A 16,194-nucleotide genomic window follows, 5' to 3' on the forward strand; every position below is an offset into this window, starting at 1 on the left:
GGCTCAGCGAGCGCTGAGCGCGTGGCTGATCATCCAGGCGCCGACGGCCAGGAGCATGAGCGCGATGAACACGAAGTGGCGCGCGCGAGGGAGCTTCTTGGTCTGGCGGGCCCCAAGCCACGCGCCGACGAAGGTCAGCCCGCCGACGCCGACGAGGGCCAGCCACGACACCCGGCCGCCCCCGACGGCCCCGAGCGCCCCCGCGACGCCAGTGAAAAAACCGATCGCCATGTTGGTGCCGACGGCCTGGAGCGGATGCACACCGAGGCGCAGCATCGCGGGCAGGCGCAGGGAGCCGAGCAGGAGCCCGACCAGACCCGAGAGCGCCCCGAGGGTCGCGCCGACGAGGATCTCGGCGCTGACCAGGCCTGCGCTCGGGGGGCGGGGGTCGGGGGTCGGCTCGGGGGTCGGGGCTGGTGGCGTGGCCTCGCCGTCTGACGCGGCCTCGCCGTCTGGCGCGGCCTCGCCGTCTGGCGCGGGCTCGGCCGCGGGCGCAGGCGCGTCGTCGCGCAGGCGCGCGGCCTGGCGCGCGAGCCCGACGGCCGAGATGACCAGGGTCGCGCCGATCAGCGCCTCGAGCCACCACACGTCGGCCTGCGGGACGAGCCGCGCGGCCACGTAGGCGGCGAGCGTCGAGGGCAGCCCGATCGTCAGCAGCAGGCGCAGCTGCACCCGTCCACCCCGGGCGTGGGCCAGGGCCCCGGTCGCGGCGCCGAGCGAGGAGATCGCCAGGTTCGAGGCCGCGGCGACCGGCGTCGACTCCAGGGCGGCGATCAGCAGGGGCAGGCGAAACTGGCCCAGCACCGATCCAACCATCGCGCCGAAGTAGGCCAGCGCCCCCGAGACGAGCGCGGCCACGGCCAGCCAGGCCAGCGACGCGTCGGTTGCGAAGAGCGACGGCGTGATGGGGTCAAGCTAGCAGCGCTTGACAGCGCACACCAGCGATCGGCATCGTCTGGACGGCGTGAGTGGTCCCAAGGATGGCCCCGGTGTCGTCGTGGTCCAGTGGTCGCCGGACAGCCTCGGGCTCGTCGATCAGCTGGCGCGGACAATGGCGGGGGCCGGAGTCGCGCGGATCACCTGCGTGGGCGAGGGCATCGAGGCGCGCGCGGACGCGCGCCGTGGCGGGGTCGAGCTGCGCACGCTGGCGCTCGAGCCCGGCCTCGGCTTCGACGAGCTCGTCGCGCGGCTCGAGCACGACGTCCGCGTGGTCGAGGCCCGCGCGGTCATCGTGCTCCCGCGGGCCGACGCCAGCGAGCCCGACTCGATCTCGCGCCTGGCCTGCGCGGCGATCCGCAAGGCCTGCGGCGATCAGACCGGGCCCAACGTGCTCGTCGAGATCGAGGACCCCGAGGCCGCGTTCGAGTTCGTCGGGCTCGGGGTCGCGACGGTGTTCTACTCGGGCCACCTGCGCGCGGCCCTGCTCGGCCAGGCCTGCGTCGACCTCGGCGTGTTTCAGTTCATCATCGGGCTCCTGCGCGGCCGCCACCGGGTCCGCACGATCGACGTGCCCGCGGAGCTGCGCGAGGCGACCTTCGCCGAGGCGGCGCTCGAGCTCGAGCTCGACGAGCGCGGGCGACCGATGACGGTGATCGGCGTGGCCACGGCCAACAAGGAGCTCGGCGAGGGCGGCGGGGTGATCGCAAATCCAGGCCCGACGACGCCGCTGCGCGACGTGCTCGGCCTGCTGGTCCTGCTCTCGGGTGACGACCCCGACCCCGACCTCGACCCCGACCTCGCCGGGCAGGAGCCGTCGGCGTGAGCCGGGCCCGGACGTGGCTGCGCGCGCTGGCCGTGCTGCTCGTGCTGGTCAGCGCGAGCGTGGTAGCGACGGCCTCGGCGCGGGCCTGGGCCCAGGCGCCCGAGCCGAGCAGCGAGCTGCGATTTGGCGCCGGGAGCAAGAGCGGGAGCTTCACCAAGACCGCCGAGGCGATCGGCGGTGCGGTCGACCCGGGCCTCGGCTTCGAGGTCGTCCACACCAACGGCTCGTGTGACAACGTCCGCAGGCTCGCGCGCGGGGAGCTCGACGCGGCCCTGGTCAAGTACGACGTCGCGGCCGAGGCCTTCGGGGTCGCCGTGGCCGGAGCCGCCGCGTCGACCCGGCCGCCCGAGTCCGCGCCGGCCACGGTCGCCGAGGCCGAGGCGAGCGCGGCCGCGGCGTTGACGAGCGCCGCATTGTTCTCGGCGGGCAGGCCCCCGGCGATCGCGACCGTCGTCGCCTTCGCGGCCTCGGAGGCGGCCGGAGTCTTGGCTGGCAACAGCGGGTGGATGTGCGATCTGACCGCCGCCGAGCTCGACGGCGTCGAGCTCCAGCTCGTGGCCGCGATCGACGAGTCGGCCGCCCACGTGCTCATCCGTCGCCCGGTCCGCCTCGACAACCTCGCGGCCGTCGGCCAGCGGCCGATCTTCGTCGGCCAGCGCGGCTCGGGCAGCATGGAGACCTCGAAGATCATCCTCGGCGCGGCCGGGCTCAGCCTCGACGACGTCAATTCCGTCGACATCAAGAACAAGGCGGCGATGACCGCGATGGAGCAGGGCGAGCTGCTCTTGATGCTGCGCACGACCGAGGTCCCGAACGCACCAATCGCGCGGCTGCTCGACACGGGCATGGCCGGTCTCAACGCGCTCCCGAGCAGCGTGGTCGAGCGGCTGATCGACGGCTTCCCCTACTACCGGGTCTGCAAGATCGGCGCGGACAGCTACCCGGGGCTCGAGAACGACGTGCCCACGGTCTGCGTCAGCACGGTCGTGCTCACGGCCCGACGCGAGGGCGAGGACGCGCTCGACAACGAGCAGGTGATCGGGCTGATCGACGGCCTCGGGCGGCTCCGCGACGAGGGCAAGTTCGAGCGCCTGCGCTGGCACGGCTTCGCCGCGAGCACGCCCGTGCCGCTGCACCCCGGCGCCAAGCTCCGCGACCTGGACGCGCGGGCCCGGGAGCCGGGCCAGGTCCGCTTTGGCGCGAGCAGCAAGACCGGCAGCTTCACCCGGACCGCCAACGCGCTCGCGCTCGCGCTCGACGAGATCGACGCCGAGATGGACTTCGAGGTCCGCCACACCGGCGGCTCGTGCGACAACGTCCGCAAGCTCGCGCGCGGGGAGGTCGACGCGGCCCTGGTCCAGTACGCGGTCGCGGCCGAGGCGTGGACGGCCGCCGCGGCCGCGCGCGAACAGGCGGCCGCGGGCGCGGCGGCGACCGAGCTCGAGGGCGAGAGCGGGTGGATGTGTGGGCTCGAGACCGCCGAGCTCGAGGGCGTCGAGCTCCAGCTGGTGGCCGCGATCGACGACTCGGCCGTGCACCTGATCGTCCGCCGCCCGGTCCGGCTCGACGACTTTGGCGAGCTCGGCGAGCGGCCGATCTTCGTCGGCCAGCAGGGCTCGGGCAGCATGGAGACGTCCAAGGTCATCCTCGGCGCGGCCGGCCTGACCCTCGACGACGTCAACTCCCTCGACATCAGCAACAAGGCCTCGATGGAGGCGATGGAGCGCGGCGAGCTCCTGATGATGCTGCGCACGACCAAGATCGGCGACGCGAAGATCTCGAGCCTGGTCTCGACCGGCGTCGCCGGCCTCAACGCGCTCCCGAGCAGCATGATCGAGCGGCTGATCGACGGCTTCCCCTACTACCGGGTCTGCCAGATCGACGCCCAGAGCTACCCCGGGGTCGGGTTTGGCATCCCCACGGTCTGTGTCAGCACGGTCGTGCTCACGGCCCGGCGCGAGGGCGAGGAGGCGCTCGATGAGGACCAGGTGAGGTCGCTGATCGAGGGCCTGCGCTGGCTCGAGGACAACCCCCAGGACAAGGTCGCGGTCGAGCTTCGCTGGCGGGGCTTCGCCGAGCGCGAGCCGATCCCGCTCCACCCGGGGGCCTCGTGGGTCGAGCGCCGCGACTTTGGCATCTACTGGACCAAGATCCTCGTCGCCGCCGCGCTCGGGTTTGGCCTGCTGGTCCTGCTGCGTCGCTTCTTGCGCCGCAAGGGCCTGCTCGGCAACCCGCTCGGCGGCAACCTCGAGGGCCAGCTGTCAAACCCGCTCGTGCCCTTCGTCGGCTTCTTGCTGATCGTCGGCAGCGCGACGCTGGTCGTCTACACCCTCGAGCACGACAGCAACGCCCGCGTGCGAACCCTGAACGACTCGTTCTGGGAGATGAACATGTTCGCGACGGGCAACTTCGACAGCGAGTCGCTCAAGACCTCGACGGCGCGCTTCATCGGCGCCGCGGCGACGATCGCTGGCTTGGGCCTGCTCGCGTGGTTCACCGCCGCGCTGACCAGCATCCTGTCGCAGGATCAGATGCGCCTGTTTCGGCGGATGCGCAATCACATCGTGATCCTCAATTTCCGCGAGGAGATGATCCAGCTGATCCGAGTCCTGCGCAGCCCCGGGCCCCAGCGCCAGCGCTCGATCCACGTGGTCGTGTCCGACGCCCTGCCGCCGCGCGTGCGTCAGCAGCTGACCCGGGTGCGCGGCCTGACGATCTACGAGCAAAACCCCGAGGTCCCCGAGGAGCTCGTCGAGCTGCGCCTGCCTCGGGCCGCGCGGGTCATCGTGCTTCAGGGCAGCTATCACCCGCTGCGGATCGCTCGGGCGGTCCACCACGCCTGCGTGCGCCTCGACCCCCAGGCCCGGGCCGAGACCATGAAGCGCGCGCAGCTGGGCCTGGCCCCGAGCGTCCAGTCTCCGACTCTGGCCGGCGACGCGGTCGAGGGCCGCGGCGCGGCCGTGCCCGTGACCCTGGTCGAGGCCGACGAGGGCGACAGCGACGGGCTCTTCGATCCCTTCTCGCGCTGGTTGGTGCCGGTCCCCGCCCGCGGTCTGGCCGACGCGTGGTTGGCCAACGCCTGCCTCGATCCGGCCTTCGGCGAGTTCTTCAACGACATCGTCACCTTCCGCGACGACAACTCCGAGCTCTACACCGTCGAGCTGCCCGAGGCGCTCCACGGCAAGACCTGGCGGGATCTGCGGCGGCTGCTGTTCACCGTCCAGACCCCGTCGAAGGCGGGGATCGTGCCGATCGGCATCTACCGGGGCCACCGTGGCAAGCTCGCCTACGCCGAAGGCGACGTCGAGGGCAGCTCGCCGCAGGCCGAGCTCCGGCGGCGCCTGCGGGTCAACCCGCCGCTGGACATGGCGGTCGGACCTGGCGATCGTCTGTTGGCCTTCGCCGAGGATGAGGCGGACCTGCGCAAGGTGTTGAAGAGCCGGCGAAGCTGAAGATGGACCCGCGATGACGAACCAGCCGAAGGACCCAAGCGCGACCGGCCCGGACCTGACGGGCACGGTGCTCTCGGGTCGCTATCGGATCATCCAAAAGCTCGGCGCGGGCGGCATGGGCTCGGTCTACCTGGCCGAGCACACCACGATCCGCAAGAAGCTGGCCGTCAAGGTGCTGAGCTCGAAGTACACGGCGCGGCCTGACCTCGTCGAGCGCTTCTTGCGGGAGGCCCGCGCGACCTCGATGATCTCGCAGCAGAACGTGATCGAGATCAGCGACTTCGGCGACACGCCCGACGGCTCGGTGTTCTTCGTCATGGAGCACCTCGTCGGTGAGGATCTGCGGACCCTGCTCAAGCGAGACAAGCGCGTGCCCTGGCCGCGGGTCCGCCACCTGATCGTGCAGGTCTGCCGCGCGCTCGAGGCCGCCCACGCCGCGGGCATCGTCCACCGCGACATGAAGCCGGACAATTGTTTTCGCATCACCCGCGGCGACGACCCCGACTTCGTCAAGGTCCTCGATTTTGGCATCGCGAAGGTCCAAAACGTCGAGGACGACGGCAAGGGCCTGACCAAGACCGGGATGATCTTCGGGACCGCCAACTACATGTCGCCCGAGCAGGCCCAGGGCAATTCGAACGACCTGCGCGTCGACGTCTACGCCGTCGGCATCATCATGTACGAGCTCCTGTGTGGCCGGGTGCCGTTTCGGAGCAAGAACATGGCCCAGACGCTGGCCAAGCACATCTTCAACGCGCCCAAGCCCCCGCGCGAGCGGGCGCCCGACGCCGAGATCCCAGCCGAGGCCGAGGCGATCGTGCTCAAGGCCCTGCAAAAGGATCCGGCGCTGCGCTTTCAGACGATGACCGAGATGATCGCCGCGATCGAGGCGGTCGGCACGGGGGCCGCGGCGGTCGCGGTGGTCGACGAGGACATCGCGCGGCCCGACACCTCGGCCTCGATGTCCTTCGCGGGCGCGAGGCCGCCGCCACCGACGACGGCGCCGCCTCCGAGCGCCGCCGTCGACGAGCCGCCCGCGAGCCTGGTGCCGCTGTGGATCGGCCTCGGCGGGCTCGTTGTCGCGGCCGGGCTCGGGGCCTTCGTCGCCTTCGGTGGGCTCGACGAAGGGGAGGGCGAGGACGACGAGCAGGAGCTCGCCGCGGCCGAGCCCAGCGAGCCCCCGGGACAGTCGGCTGAGGCCGCTGAGGCCGCGGGGGTCGAGGAGGCCGCGGGGGTCGAGGAGGTCGAGGGGGTTGGGGCCGAGCCGGCCGTCGAGGCTGGGCCCGCGCCCGAGGACGAAGCGCCCGAGATCTCCAAGATCTTGTTCGACACCAACGTGTCCGCGCAGGTGCTCGGCGCCGTCGACCGAGCGGTCTACGGCCACACCAACGACGAGGCCGGGGTCGAGCTGCCGTGGTCGGACCGCCCGATCGCGCTGATCCTCGTCGCCGAGGGCTACGCCGAGCTCGAGATCGAGGTCGTGCCCAACCACGAGACCAAGCGCTTCGCCTACGAGCTCGCCAGGAAGGGCGGGGGGGGCAAGAAAAAGGGCAAGAAGAAGCGCGAGGGCAACGAGAACCAGCTGCCGCCCCAAGGTGGCGACAGCGAGGTCAAGAACCCCTTTCTCAACAAGTAGGGCTGCTGGGTTGTCGGCGAGATCTGGCTTGGCCAGAAACTGCCAATTCGCCACTGGCCACTACTGACCAAAATGGCTAGGCCCTTCGATCGAGGGCTGGGTCAGAAGGCCATGTCGGGCCGACCCGTGCAGCTCAAAATTGCCGAGTAGACCAGTTCTGAGGCTGTTTCGGGCCGCTTCTCAGCCAAATTCGCGCGCCGCCGGACTGAAGATCTGGCCAGTTTATCGATTTGAAAAATCTGTGAAGCAACGTACTTGAATAGGGAGGTCCAATCATGGCGCAGCAACACGAATCTCAGAAGATCCTCGCTCGGGTGGGCGCCGCCGCCGCTGCGATCGACCCCCGTCCCTACGAAGCCGCGCTCGGAGCCGTGCCCCATCTGGTCACCGCGATGCGCGAGCTGGTGACGCTCGCAACCGACTCGCTCCTGGCCGTGATTCGTGCCACCGAGGTCATGGAGGCCGATCCTTCGCAGACCCTCGAAGAGGCGCCCTCGCCGATCGCCGACCTCGCGTTCATGGCTCACTGGGAGCTGCGCCAGCAGGCCAAGCGCCTGCGCACGACGGGGTCGCGGGACCCCTGGCTGCTGATCGCCGACTGCGATGCGCTGCGCCAGCACGTGATCAACTCGATGGTCCAGGTCGAGCGGGTCCTGTGCAGCGAGACCGGGCTGAGGCCGAAGCTGTCTCGCTTCTGCGAGTCCGATCTCGAGACCGCGCTCGAGACTCGCCGCGAGTACATGAGCTTCATCCGCGGCATCCGGTCGATCGACGCCCGGCTCAATGACGGACAGCTCGATCTCGCCGGCGCCCTGCGCCTCGGCGCGGCGGGCATGGCGGTCCTGTTCGGCCAGGCGATCTTCCACGAGCTCCGGCTCACCGATCGCCAGCAGCTGTGCTCGCTCCAGGGGCGGATCCTCGACAGCCTCGGCGCCGACGTGTTCGATGAGGTCAGCGCGCGACGTCTGTGGCTCGACGTGTTCGCCTGTGTTCAGCTGCTCGCCCAGGTCCACGCACGGCTCGCGTTGGTCGAGCACGACTTCAACTTCGTCGCCGAGCTGCTCGCGGGGGAGCGCGAGCAGCTCGGCGAGTCGCAGCTCGCTGCGCTCGACCAGCTCGAGGGCCGCGAGCCGGAGCTCGACCGGCTCCTCGCTGATGGCGTCCGGACCCTCAGCGCGCTGCGGCCGAGCCTCGTCGCGCTCCACGATCGCTTGGCGCAGACGCTCGGGCGGCCGAGCCTCCAGGCGCCCGGGGCCGACAGCGCGACGATGGCCCGCGCGGTCTGGGGCTGAAGGTCGACGGGAGCCGGCTGAACTCAGCCGCTCGCGCCACCGCCTCCGGAGCTGCCGCCTCCACCCATGCCGCCGCCGCTGCGGCCGCCACCGCCACCTCGGCCGCCGCTGCGCAGAAGCACCAGGACGACCCAGAACAGGACCCTGCGAAAGCCAGGAAAAATGATCGCCAGCACGATCACCACCACCAGGATCAGACCAAGCGCGATCTGCTGAAACAGGGTCAGCTCGACCGCCTCATCGGCCCTCGCGGTCGGTGGACCGCGAGGGCCCGCGGTCCCGGTCAAGGTCTCGGTGATCGCTCGGGTCCCGACCGAGGTCGCCTCGTACCACCTGCCCGCGACGACCAGCGGCTTGATCTGCTCACGGATGATCCGGCCGGACTCGAGGTCGGTGAGCTCGCCACCGACGCCCTCGCCCGTCTCGATGCGCACGCGCTGCTCGGCCACGGCGAGGACCAAGAGCACGCCGTCGTCGCGGCTCGCGTCGCCGACGCCCCAGGTATTGAAGGTGTCGTAGGCGACGTCCTCGATCGGCTCGCCGTCGAGCGAGGGGAGGATCAGCACGGCGAGGTCGTAGCCGTGGTCTCGCCGGACCTGAGACAGCTCGGCCTCGAGGCTCTGGGCCTCGCCAGGGTCTAGGACCTTGGCGAGGTCGTTGACGTGGCCACGCGGCGCCGGCGGCTGGTAGGCCAGGGCGCCCGCGCCGAGCTGTCCGACGCCGAGCCAGATGAGGACGCCAAGGAGCGCCCCAAGGAGGCCGCGAGCCCAGCGAGGCAAGGGCTAAAACTCCACCTTGGGCGGCTCACCCTGGGCGGCCGCGCCAGCTTCGAAGTACACCCGGGGCTCGAAGGGCTTTCCGGTCAGCTTGTTGACCGCGCTGCCCTTCACCTGCATCAGCGTGGTGTTGTACTGGCGAACGGCCTTGTTGTACTCCTCGCGGGAGCGGAGGATCCGGTTCTCCGTGCCCTCGAGCTGAACCTGCAAGTCTTTGAAGGCCGCGTTGGCCTTGAGGTCGGGGTAGCTCTCTTGAACCATCATCAGGCGCGAGAGCGCGGAGTTGAGCTCGCCCTCGGCCGCCTGGAGCTGCTTCATCTTCTCGGGGTCGGAGAGGTCCTCGGCGCTGAGCTGAATGCTGGTCGCCTTCGATCGCGCCGAGATCACCGCCGCGAGGGTCTCTTGTTCGTGTGCGGCCGAGGCTTTGACGGTCTCGACGAGGTTGGGGATCAGGTCGTAGCGGCGCTGGAGCTGGGCTTGGACGTTTGCCCAGGCCTCTTCGGTGCCCTGGTAGTCCGAGACCAGCTGGTCGTACTTGCTGCACGAGGGGAGCAGCACCAACACCAGCGCCATCACGGCAGCCCACAAGCGCAGGGCTGGGTGATGGCGAAGCAAACGAGACAGGGGGGGAGGCAGCGCGTCTTCGGTCATCCGGGCCAGCATAACGAGATCTTCGCCGAGCTGTTCCAGGCTCTCGGGGTGCAACACGCGCGCGCGCTGGAGCCCAGACGGGGCCCGCGCTCGGTCAAGAGAGCCGGCCGATGCGATCGATCGCCTCGGTCACGGCCGCGGGGGCCTCGGACGCGTAGCACAGGCGAAAGAAGCCGGGCTCGACGATGCGACAGGCCGATCCCGGCGTCAGGTTGACCCTGGCCTCGTCGACGATCCGCCGCCACAGCCTGGCCTCGCCCGCCCAGCTTTGCTCGTCGAGCTTGGCCCGCAGATCACAGATCAAGAAGAAGCCGGCCTCTGCGGGGAGGTGGGGGATCTGGTGGCGGTCGAGGGCCGCGGTGACCCGGGCGTAGGCCTGGCCGAGGCGCGCGCGCATCTGCCTCAGGTAGGGGTCGACGAAGGCCGTGTCCGCGATGAGCTGCCCGAGCAAGTACTGGGTGTCGCCCGAGCAGGCCGCCCAGTAGGCGAGCGCGTCGACGGCCTGCAGCACGCCCTCGTTCTCGCTCAACAACACGCCGCAGCGCAGACCGCTGGCCCCGAAGTCCTTCGAGAAGGCCCACACGAGGTGGACCAGCTGCCCGAGCGAGGGCCGCAGCGAGGCGGCGCTGACGAAGGGCCGGGGGCCGAACACCGACAAGGCATAGACCTCGTCAAAGACCACGTGCACGCCGACGCGCTCGGCCCAGTCGAGCACCTCGAGGAGCTCTTCGCGGCCGTAGACCCGGCCGAGCGGGTTGTTCGGGGTCGTGAACAGCAGCGCCTTGACGGGGCAGGGCGCGGACGCGAGCGCGCGGTCGAGGGCCTGGGTCGTGAGCCGGAAGCCCTCGGCGCTGGTGCAGTGAACCGGGACGATGCGCAGCTCGTCGCGGGTCTCGAGGTCGGACCAAAAGCCCGCGTAGCTCGGCGTCGGAACCAGCACGCCCTCGCCTGGATCCGCGAGGGCGTAGAACAGCTGCTCGAGCACGGCCCCGGCCCCGGCGAGCACGGCGAGCTGCTCGGGCTCGACCGCGCGGCCGAGGAAGGTCCGGCCCATGAACGCCGCGAGCTGCTCACGAAAGGGCTGCGCGCCGACCATCGCGTCGTAGCCGAGCACGCGCGCGGGCACGTCGCGGTAGGACGCGAGCTGGGGCACGAGCAGGTCCCACATCGAGCGGTTCTCGGCGACGCACAGGCCGATGTAGCCGTCGGGCCGCTCGCTCGGGTGCCAGGCGTCGTCGCCGTGGGTGAAGTGCTCGAGGATGTAGGGGGCGAGCGGAGAGCTCGAGACCAGGCGCTGGCCGCGGGCGGACAGCTGGTGGGGGCTGGGTGCGTCAGGCGACATCGGGCTCGACAGTTCGTTAGCGAATGGACGGCGAGTCTGGAGTGGGCAGATCGGGCGTGTCTCCGCTGCAGCGTAGCTGGGCCTCGTAGGCCTCCGGCGTCTGGAGGCTGGTGCCGGCCTTCTCGGCCTTCTGGACCCACTCGCAGTACTCGTCATCGCTGCCGATGAAGCCGTAGATGTCGACCAGCTGACCTGCGAGCCGGCCGCGCTCGGCCTCGGAGGTGGCGTTGTCGTAGGCCTGCTTGCAGATCTTCTCTGCTGCGCGCGGGTTCTTGGCGATGAGGTTGCCGTCGCAGCCGCTCACGGAGTCTTTGGGGGTGCTGGTCTGGGAGATGGCGAGCACGGCGTCCTCGCACCACGAGAAGGTCAAGGGCAGCCTGACGCCGTCGGTGCGCTCGATCTCGATGGCCACGTCGCCCTCGCAGCGGCTGCGGGTCTCGCTGACCGCCCACTTGGTGCCGGAGTTGTCGGACGACTTGGGGTCGCTGTCGGGAAACGAGTAGCGCACGCTGCGAATCTCGCTGAGGACCTCCTCGGAGCCCTCGATGTTGATCCGGTAGGTCCGCTTGTTGCGCTTCTCGGTGTAGGTTCCGACGCCCTGGACCTTGTCGACCCACTTGGCGTGTTGGCTGCGCTGATCGAGGAGTTGGGTGATGAGCGCCGGGGCTTCGGGCCCCGTGGGGGGCTTGGTGGGCTTCTCGGCCTCGGTTGTCGTCGCGGGGATGAAGCGGACGACCAGCTGATTGGTGCGTGGGTCGCGAACGACCCACCCGCGCAGGGCCGCGAAGCTGGCCCCGTCATAGTTGAGCTGCATGCTCGCGATGACGGGCGTGACCTCGACGACCAGATCCTCGTCGTCGGCGATCGCGTGCAGCTGGCGAAAGTCTCGCTCGATCTCCTGTCGGTCGATGCCGCGGGACTCGGCGACCCCCCAGGCGGTGCTCAGCCACGCGGAGGTCTTGGTCGAGCCCGAGACCCGGCCCTGGACGCCGATCTCCATCGCGCGCTCGAGCTCGAGGGGGTCCTGGTCGGGCGTTGCGAGGGCCTCGAAGGGGGAGTAGCTGTAGCTCTTGATGCTCGCGGCGGTCGGATCGACCACGCCGATCGGCTGCTGGCTGACCGCTCGCAGCTGGGCCTCGACCGGCGCGAGCTGCCAGTCGGTCGTCCAGTTGCGGAGGTCGCCGCTCGTGTCGAGCGTCCCGAGCGCGAGGTCGCACTGCCAGGCGTCGACGAGCGGGGGCGCGGCGTCGGCATAAAAGGCCAGGTAGTCGAAGCGAACGTCGGCCCGCAGCTGCTGCGGGTCGAACAGCTTCGGGGTCGCGGCCTCCTCCGCGCCCGCCTCCTCGCCTTCGGTGTCTGCGGCCGGATCGCCGCTGCTGGTCTTGTTGATACTGTTGATGCGAGAGTCACGGGCCGAGGTCCACTGGTCGATCTTGACGGCCAGGAACACCGTCACGCCGAGCGCGAGCGCGCCCATGGCCACGCCACCCCAGACCATGGGCCCGCCCGACTTTGGCTGGATCCAGGTCTCGCTCCTTGCGTCCGGTAGCCTCCTTGTGTCCGATGCCCCCGGTGCCCTCGATGCCCCCGGTGCCCCTGGGACCCGAGCTTTCGCGGGCTGCGGCGCGTCGGTCTCGAGCACCTTGCGGGGCATCGGCGCGCAGTCGGAGATCATCTGGGCGAGGATCTCGAGCGGCGCGGTCATCTCGTAGCCCTTGTCGGTCCGCGCGGCGAGCTCCTCACCGTAGGCGAAGTAGGGCACGTAGGGCACGGACGCGTCGCGGAGGTACTTGAGCGCGTCGTCGCCGAAGCGCTCGGTGATCCGCGACGACACGAAGTAGGGCGCGAACAGCTCGACGGCCCTGGCCTCCCAGTCGCGCAGCTGGGCGATCTCGCTGACGTCCTTGCGCGAGGGCAAGAACAGGGCCTCGGGGCTGCGCGCGGTGATGTCGATCGCCGGGTTGTTGCCGGTGACCTCGCTCGCGATTCGCGCGATGCCGTCGAGGTTTTGGTGGTTGAACACGAACACCAGCACGATGATGTCGGGCAGGTGCAGCGTACAGATGCCGCCGCTGTCGGTGATGCCCGTGCGGCTGTCGATCAGCACGACGTCACCGAGCTCGCCGAGCTGCACGCGCACGGCCTCGATCAGCTGGGCGCCGTTCCAGTTGCGGTAGAAGTCGTCCCAGTCAAAGCGGCTGACCCGGTCGACGTATTGCTCCGAGTCGCGCTGCTCCCCGGCCGAGATGAACTGGATCGAGCCGCCGTCTTCGAAGCGCTCGATGGTCCGGGCGAAGCGGCGAATGTCGAGATCTTGGGCGGAGATCATCGACTCTGACGGCGAGCGCGTCAGCATGTCCTTGTAGTTTGAGAAGTAGTCGATGACCCCGGCGCCCGCGTCGCCGTCGGAGATGCCGAAGTAGCGGTGGAGGCCCGGGGCCTCGAGGTCCCAGTCGACCGCGACGACCTTCAGGCCGTAGTCGCGGGCGAGGATCACCGCGACGTTGGCCAGCGCCATCGAGCGACCGACGCCACCCTTGTAGGAGTAGAAGGTCGCGATCCGGCCGCGCGGGGCTTCGGTGGGGGGCGTGCTCATCGGGCTCCTAGCGCAGGCGCGGGGTGCCGGGGAACGAGGGCGAGGTGATCCCGGCTCCAGCGAGGAGCGAGGCGACGGCGTCGACCTGGCTGGGGTTGGCGGCCGGTCGGCGGCGCGACTTGAGCCCGGCGAGGAAGCTCTTGAGGTAGCCCTCGGACGAGACATCCCACGCGCCCTCCTCGGGCGGCGCGAGGGTCAGCAGCGGCAGGTGTTCCTCGCACTTGGTGCGCAGTAGATCCTTCATGGTCTGGGACAGGCGCGGAGGGTAGATGACACAAAAACTGAGCTTGGCCCGTCGAATTACCGCTTCGAGGCGCCAGACGACGCCGGTCTGGTGAATTTGGGCGACCACGCAGACCGGGTCGATCAGCAACAGCTCGACGTCGCGCACCAGGCGGTTGAGCGCGGCGGAGTCGCCCGTTCGGTAGAGATCCGCGGTCAGCGGGACCGGCAGCATGCCCGCGTCGGTCACGTACTCCCCGACCGATTTGCGCGCGAAGGGCTTCCAGTCGTCCGGCGACGAGCCGTAGAGGCTCGTGAGCAGCTTGACGTCGGACTTGGGCAGGCCGATCTCGGCGCTGGCGCGGTCGAGATCGTTGGCGCGCAGCGCCAGGACACACAGTTTAAGTCCGCTCATCAGCTCACTCCCATCGCGGCGCGCAGGCGGTCGACCCCCGACCGATGGCGCGTGTCGGTCTCGCTGAGCGCGGGGGGGGCCGGGTCGAGGTAGTCCGCGAAGCGGGTCTGGGCCGCCTTGGCCTGGCGCCGCGCGTACTCGAGCGAGTCGAGATCTTGGGTCAGGCGCTCGTAGAGGCGCGCCCGCGCTCCGTCCGGATCGACCTGGCGCAGGAGCGACGCGAGCGTGGCCTGGGCGTGCTCGATGTCTGACTCGAGCTGGTCGAGGGCGGCCGGATCCCGGCGCCAGTAACCCGAGCGGCCGATCGTGTAGAAGGCGTCGCGGGCCTCGTCGAGATCGCGGGTGAAGCTCTGGGCTGGGAGCAGCGGCAGGCCCGAGTCGCTCTTGATCGCGGCCAGGAACAGGGCCGAGGACACGCTGAGCGTGAGCGCCCCGACCAGCAAGGCGTTGACGATCGCGCGGACAAACTCGTCATCGGGCGGGCCGTCGGTGAACACCTGCGCGGCGCCGGTCAGGAGCCCAGCGGCCATGAACACGACGAAGGTGACGTTGAAGCTGCGCAGGATCATGTGATCGCACGCGAGGTACCAGGAGTTGAGCCGCTGCTGGATCAACAGCATCGTCACGAGCACGGGGATCGACGCGACCATGACCGCGGCGACCCACACGATCGGCTCGGGCGAGGGGACGTTCATCGGGTTGAGCTTGCCGACCCCGAGCGCGGCGAGGCTCGCGGGCATGCTGCCGTAGAGGACGAGGCCCCAGGCGCGCAGGCCGAGGGTGTAGTCGGCGCTGAGGCCGAGCTCGCCGGTCATGTAGGCCTTGCCCAATTTCAACGCCATGCCGCTCGGGCGTCATTTTCGCCGTCTGCGCGCGGGGACGCCAGTGAACGCGCGTTCACACCAGCCTTGGGGACGGCGCGCGAGAGCCTGACGGACCTCGGCCTCAACCTGATCCCAGGCCACGGGCTCGACCTCGCCACGCTCGATCTGGCCGATGTTCGTAACGAATTCGCGCGAGGATTCGGTCGGGATCATCGGCGGCGCATCACCAGAAAGTCTGCAACGCCAACGCGCCAGGGCCGACGAGATCGGCGGAGACGAGGATGCCGAGCGCGACCCACCAGACTCTCGTGTTGCTGTTCGAGTCTCACCCCGAGCTCACCTTCGAGCTCGCGCGCCGGGCCGGGGCGCCGCTGCGGGACGAGTACGAGCGAATCGAGCAGGTCTCGGCCGAGTTCGAGGATCCCTTGGACATCGAGAATCCGGTTCGCGCAGATGTCGCGCTCGCTGGGCACAAGCACGGTCGACCGCGGCGGGCGCTGGTGGTCGAGGTCCAACTCGGGGAAGACGCCAACAAGGAGTGGACGGTAGTCCTGTATCGGGCGGCCCTGCGCCGCAAGCTGCGGTGTTCAACCTGGGTGGTGTGGTTCAGCCCGGATCCCAAAGTTCGAGCCTCGGTCTTCGAGCCGATGTTCGCCGAGGAGCCCGAGCTGCGGCCGTTGGTGGTGACGCCCGAAATGATCCCGCGGGTGCGGGATCTAGCAGCCGCGATGGCCGACTACGCGTGGGCGGTGCTGGCGGCGGTGATGCACGCGACCGGTCCCGACGCCGTCGTCGGTGCCAGGTGTACGATCCAGGCCTTGCTGCGCAGCAAGCCTCCGAACTACGGGAGGTATATTCAGCTGGTCACCGACAGCATCGGAGAGGAAGCCATGCAACAGGTACGAGAGCAACTGCCCCCAGAAGACGAAGAGCCGCTCAGCGAGTGGGAGCGGCGTGGATCTGCGTTCGTGCGCGGGCGCAAGGAGGGGCTCGCGCAAGGACGCGAGCAGGGACGCGAGCAGGGACGCGAGCAAGGACTCGAGGCCATGCGCGGGGCACTGCGTGCGGTCCTCGAGGTCCGCGGGCTGGCCGTCGACGATCGCACCGACGCGCAGATCAGCGCCTGCGCCGACACCGATGAGCTCAGCGTGCTGATCAGCCGGGCGGCAACTGTCACCAGCGCCGCGCAGCTGTTCTCAGCCAACGCCTAGCAGCCCGGGGTGCAA

Annotated in this window: 12 protein-coding genes; 5 read left to right on the plus strand and 7 right to left on the minus strand. The window is 69.9% G+C overall.

Annotated features, from left to right (window positions below):
- Window positions 1-3: 3 nt before the first annotated feature.
- Window positions 4-858: a sulfite exporter TauE/SafE family protein gene (locus ENSA5_RS08465; protein WP_106391126.1), complete on the minus strand. Its 855-nt coding sequence runs from the start codon at window positions 856-858 to the stop codon at window positions 4-6.
- A 106-nt stretch (window positions 859-964) separates the two neighbouring features.
- On the opposite strand from ENSA5_RS08465, the gene ENSA5_RS08470 reads away from it, so the two are divergent.
- The 4 genes from ENSA5_RS08470 (at window position 965) to ENSA5_RS08485 (ending at window position 8,142) form a co-directional block, all read left to right on the plus strand.
- The gene (locus ENSA5_RS08470) at window positions 965-1,762 is read left to right on the plus strand and encodes a hypothetical protein (protein WP_106391127.1); all 798 of its coding nucleotides are present in this window, start codon (window positions 965-967) and stop codon (window positions 1,760-1,762) included.
- Entirely contained in the window at window positions 1,759-5,214 is a 3,456-nt protein-coding gene (locus ENSA5_RS08475; protein ID WP_106391128.1) for a TAXI family TRAP transporter solute-binding subunit, read from the plus strand. The genes ENSA5_RS08470 and ENSA5_RS08475 overlap by 4 nt, the downstream gene beginning before the upstream one ends.
- A gap of 13 nt (window positions 5,215-5,227) precedes the next feature.
- Window positions 5,228-6,850: a serine/threonine protein kinase gene (locus ENSA5_RS08480; protein WP_106391129.1), complete on the plus strand. Its 1,623-nt coding sequence runs from the start codon at window positions 5,228-5,230 to the stop codon at window positions 6,848-6,850.
- A 275-nt stretch (window positions 6,851-7,125) separates the two neighbouring features.
- Window positions 7,126-8,142 (plus strand): hypothetical protein, encoded by a 1,017-nt coding sequence (locus ENSA5_RS08485; protein ID WP_146155476.1) that lies wholly within the window; start codon window positions 7,126-7,128, stop codon window positions 8,140-8,142.
- 23 nt (window positions 8,143-8,165) lie between these two features.
- Here ENSA5_RS08485 and ENSA5_RS08490 read toward each other — a convergent pair whose 3' ends face one another.
- From ENSA5_RS08490 to ENSA5_RS08510, 6 genes are all read right to left on the minus strand, one after another.
- Window positions 8,166-8,921, minus strand: coding sequence for a TPM domain-containing protein (locus ENSA5_RS08490; RefSeq protein ID WP_106391131.1), 756 nt, complete (start codon window positions 8,919-8,921; stop codon window positions 8,166-8,168).
- 3 nt (window positions 8,922-8,924) lie between these two features.
- Window positions 8,925-9,491 carry a LemA family protein gene (locus ENSA5_RS08495; RefSeq protein ID WP_106391132.1) on the minus strand — a complete coding sequence of 189 codons (567 nt, stop codon included), beginning with the start codon at window positions 9,489-9,491 and terminating at the stop codon, window positions 8,925-8,927.
- A gap of 172 nt (window positions 9,492-9,663) precedes the next feature.
- Window positions 9,664-10,911 carry an aminotransferase class I/II-fold pyridoxal phosphate-dependent enzyme gene (locus ENSA5_RS08500; RefSeq protein ID WP_181197524.1) on the minus strand — a complete coding sequence of 416 codons (1,248 nt, stop codon included), beginning with the start codon at window positions 10,909-10,911 and terminating at the stop codon, window positions 9,664-9,666.
- 16 nt (window positions 10,912-10,927) lie between these two features.
- Window positions 10,928-13,507 (minus strand): KGGVGR-motif variant AAA ATPase, encoded by a 2,580-nt coding sequence (locus ENSA5_RS08505; protein ID WP_181197525.1) that lies wholly within the window; start codon window positions 13,505-13,507, stop codon window positions 10,928-10,930.
- Window positions 13,508-13,514: 7 nt separating this feature from the next.
- On the minus strand, window positions 13,515-14,144 hold the full coding sequence (locus ENSA5_RS37265; protein WP_181197526.1) for a hypothetical protein: 630 nt from the start codon (window positions 14,142-14,144) through the stop codon (window positions 13,515-13,517).
- Window positions 14,144-14,986 (minus strand): hypothetical protein, encoded by an 843-nt coding sequence (locus ENSA5_RS08510; protein WP_146155477.1) that lies wholly within the window; start codon window positions 14,984-14,986, stop codon window positions 14,144-14,146. The genes ENSA5_RS37265 and ENSA5_RS08510 overlap by 1 nt, the downstream gene beginning before the upstream one ends.
- A 263-nt stretch (window positions 14,987-15,249) precedes the next feature.
- Here ENSA5_RS08510 and ENSA5_RS08515 point away from each other — a divergent pair, with 263 nt between their 5' ends.
- Window positions 15,250-16,179: a FliH/SctL family protein gene (locus tag ENSA5_RS08515; protein WP_106391136.1), complete on the plus strand. Its 930-nt coding sequence runs from the start codon at window positions 15,250-15,252 to the stop codon at window positions 16,177-16,179.
- Window positions 16,180-16,194 lie beyond the last annotated feature (15 nt).

This window comes from Enhygromyxa salina (assembly GCF_002994615.1).
Lineage (GTDB): Bacteria > Myxococcota_A > Polyangia > Nannocystales > Nannocystaceae > Plesiocystis > Plesiocystis salina_A.

What these genes read in the sequence shown, in the direction of transcription:
- ENSA5_RS08480 (WP_106391129.1), top strand. Translation starts at nt 5,228, where the DNA reads ATGACGAACCAGCCGAAGGACCCAAGCGCGACCGGCCCGGACCTGACG.
- ENSA5_RS08485 (WP_146155476.1), top strand. Translation starts at nt 7,126, where the DNA reads ATGGCGCAGCAACACGAATCTCAGAAGATCCTCGCTCGGGTGGGCGCC.
- ENSA5_RS08495 (WP_106391132.1), bottom strand. Translation starts at nt 9,491, where the DNA reads ATGGCGCTGGTGTTGGTGCTGCTCCCCTCGTGCAGCAAGTACGACCAG.
- ENSA5_RS08500 (WP_181197524.1), bottom strand. Translation starts at nt 10,911, where the DNA reads ATGTCGCCTGACGCACCCAGCCCCCACCAGCTGTCCGCCCGCGGCCAG.
- ENSA5_RS08505 (WP_181197525.1), bottom strand. Translation starts at nt 13,507, where the DNA reads ATGAGCACGCCCCCCACCGAAGCCCCGCGCGGCCGGATCGCGACCTTC.
- ENSA5_RS37265 (WP_181197526.1), bottom strand. Translation starts at nt 14,144, where the DNA reads ATGAGCGGACTTAAACTGTGTGTCCTGGCGCTGCGCGCCAACGATCTC.
- ENSA5_RS08510 (WP_146155477.1), bottom strand. Translation starts at nt 14,986, where the DNA reads ATGGCGTTGAAATTGGGCAAGGCCTACATGACCGGCGAGCTCGGCCTC.
- ENSA5_RS08515 (WP_106391136.1), top strand. Translation starts at nt 15,250, where the DNA reads ATGCCGAGCGCGACCCACCAGACTCTCGTGTTGCTGTTCGAGTCTCAC.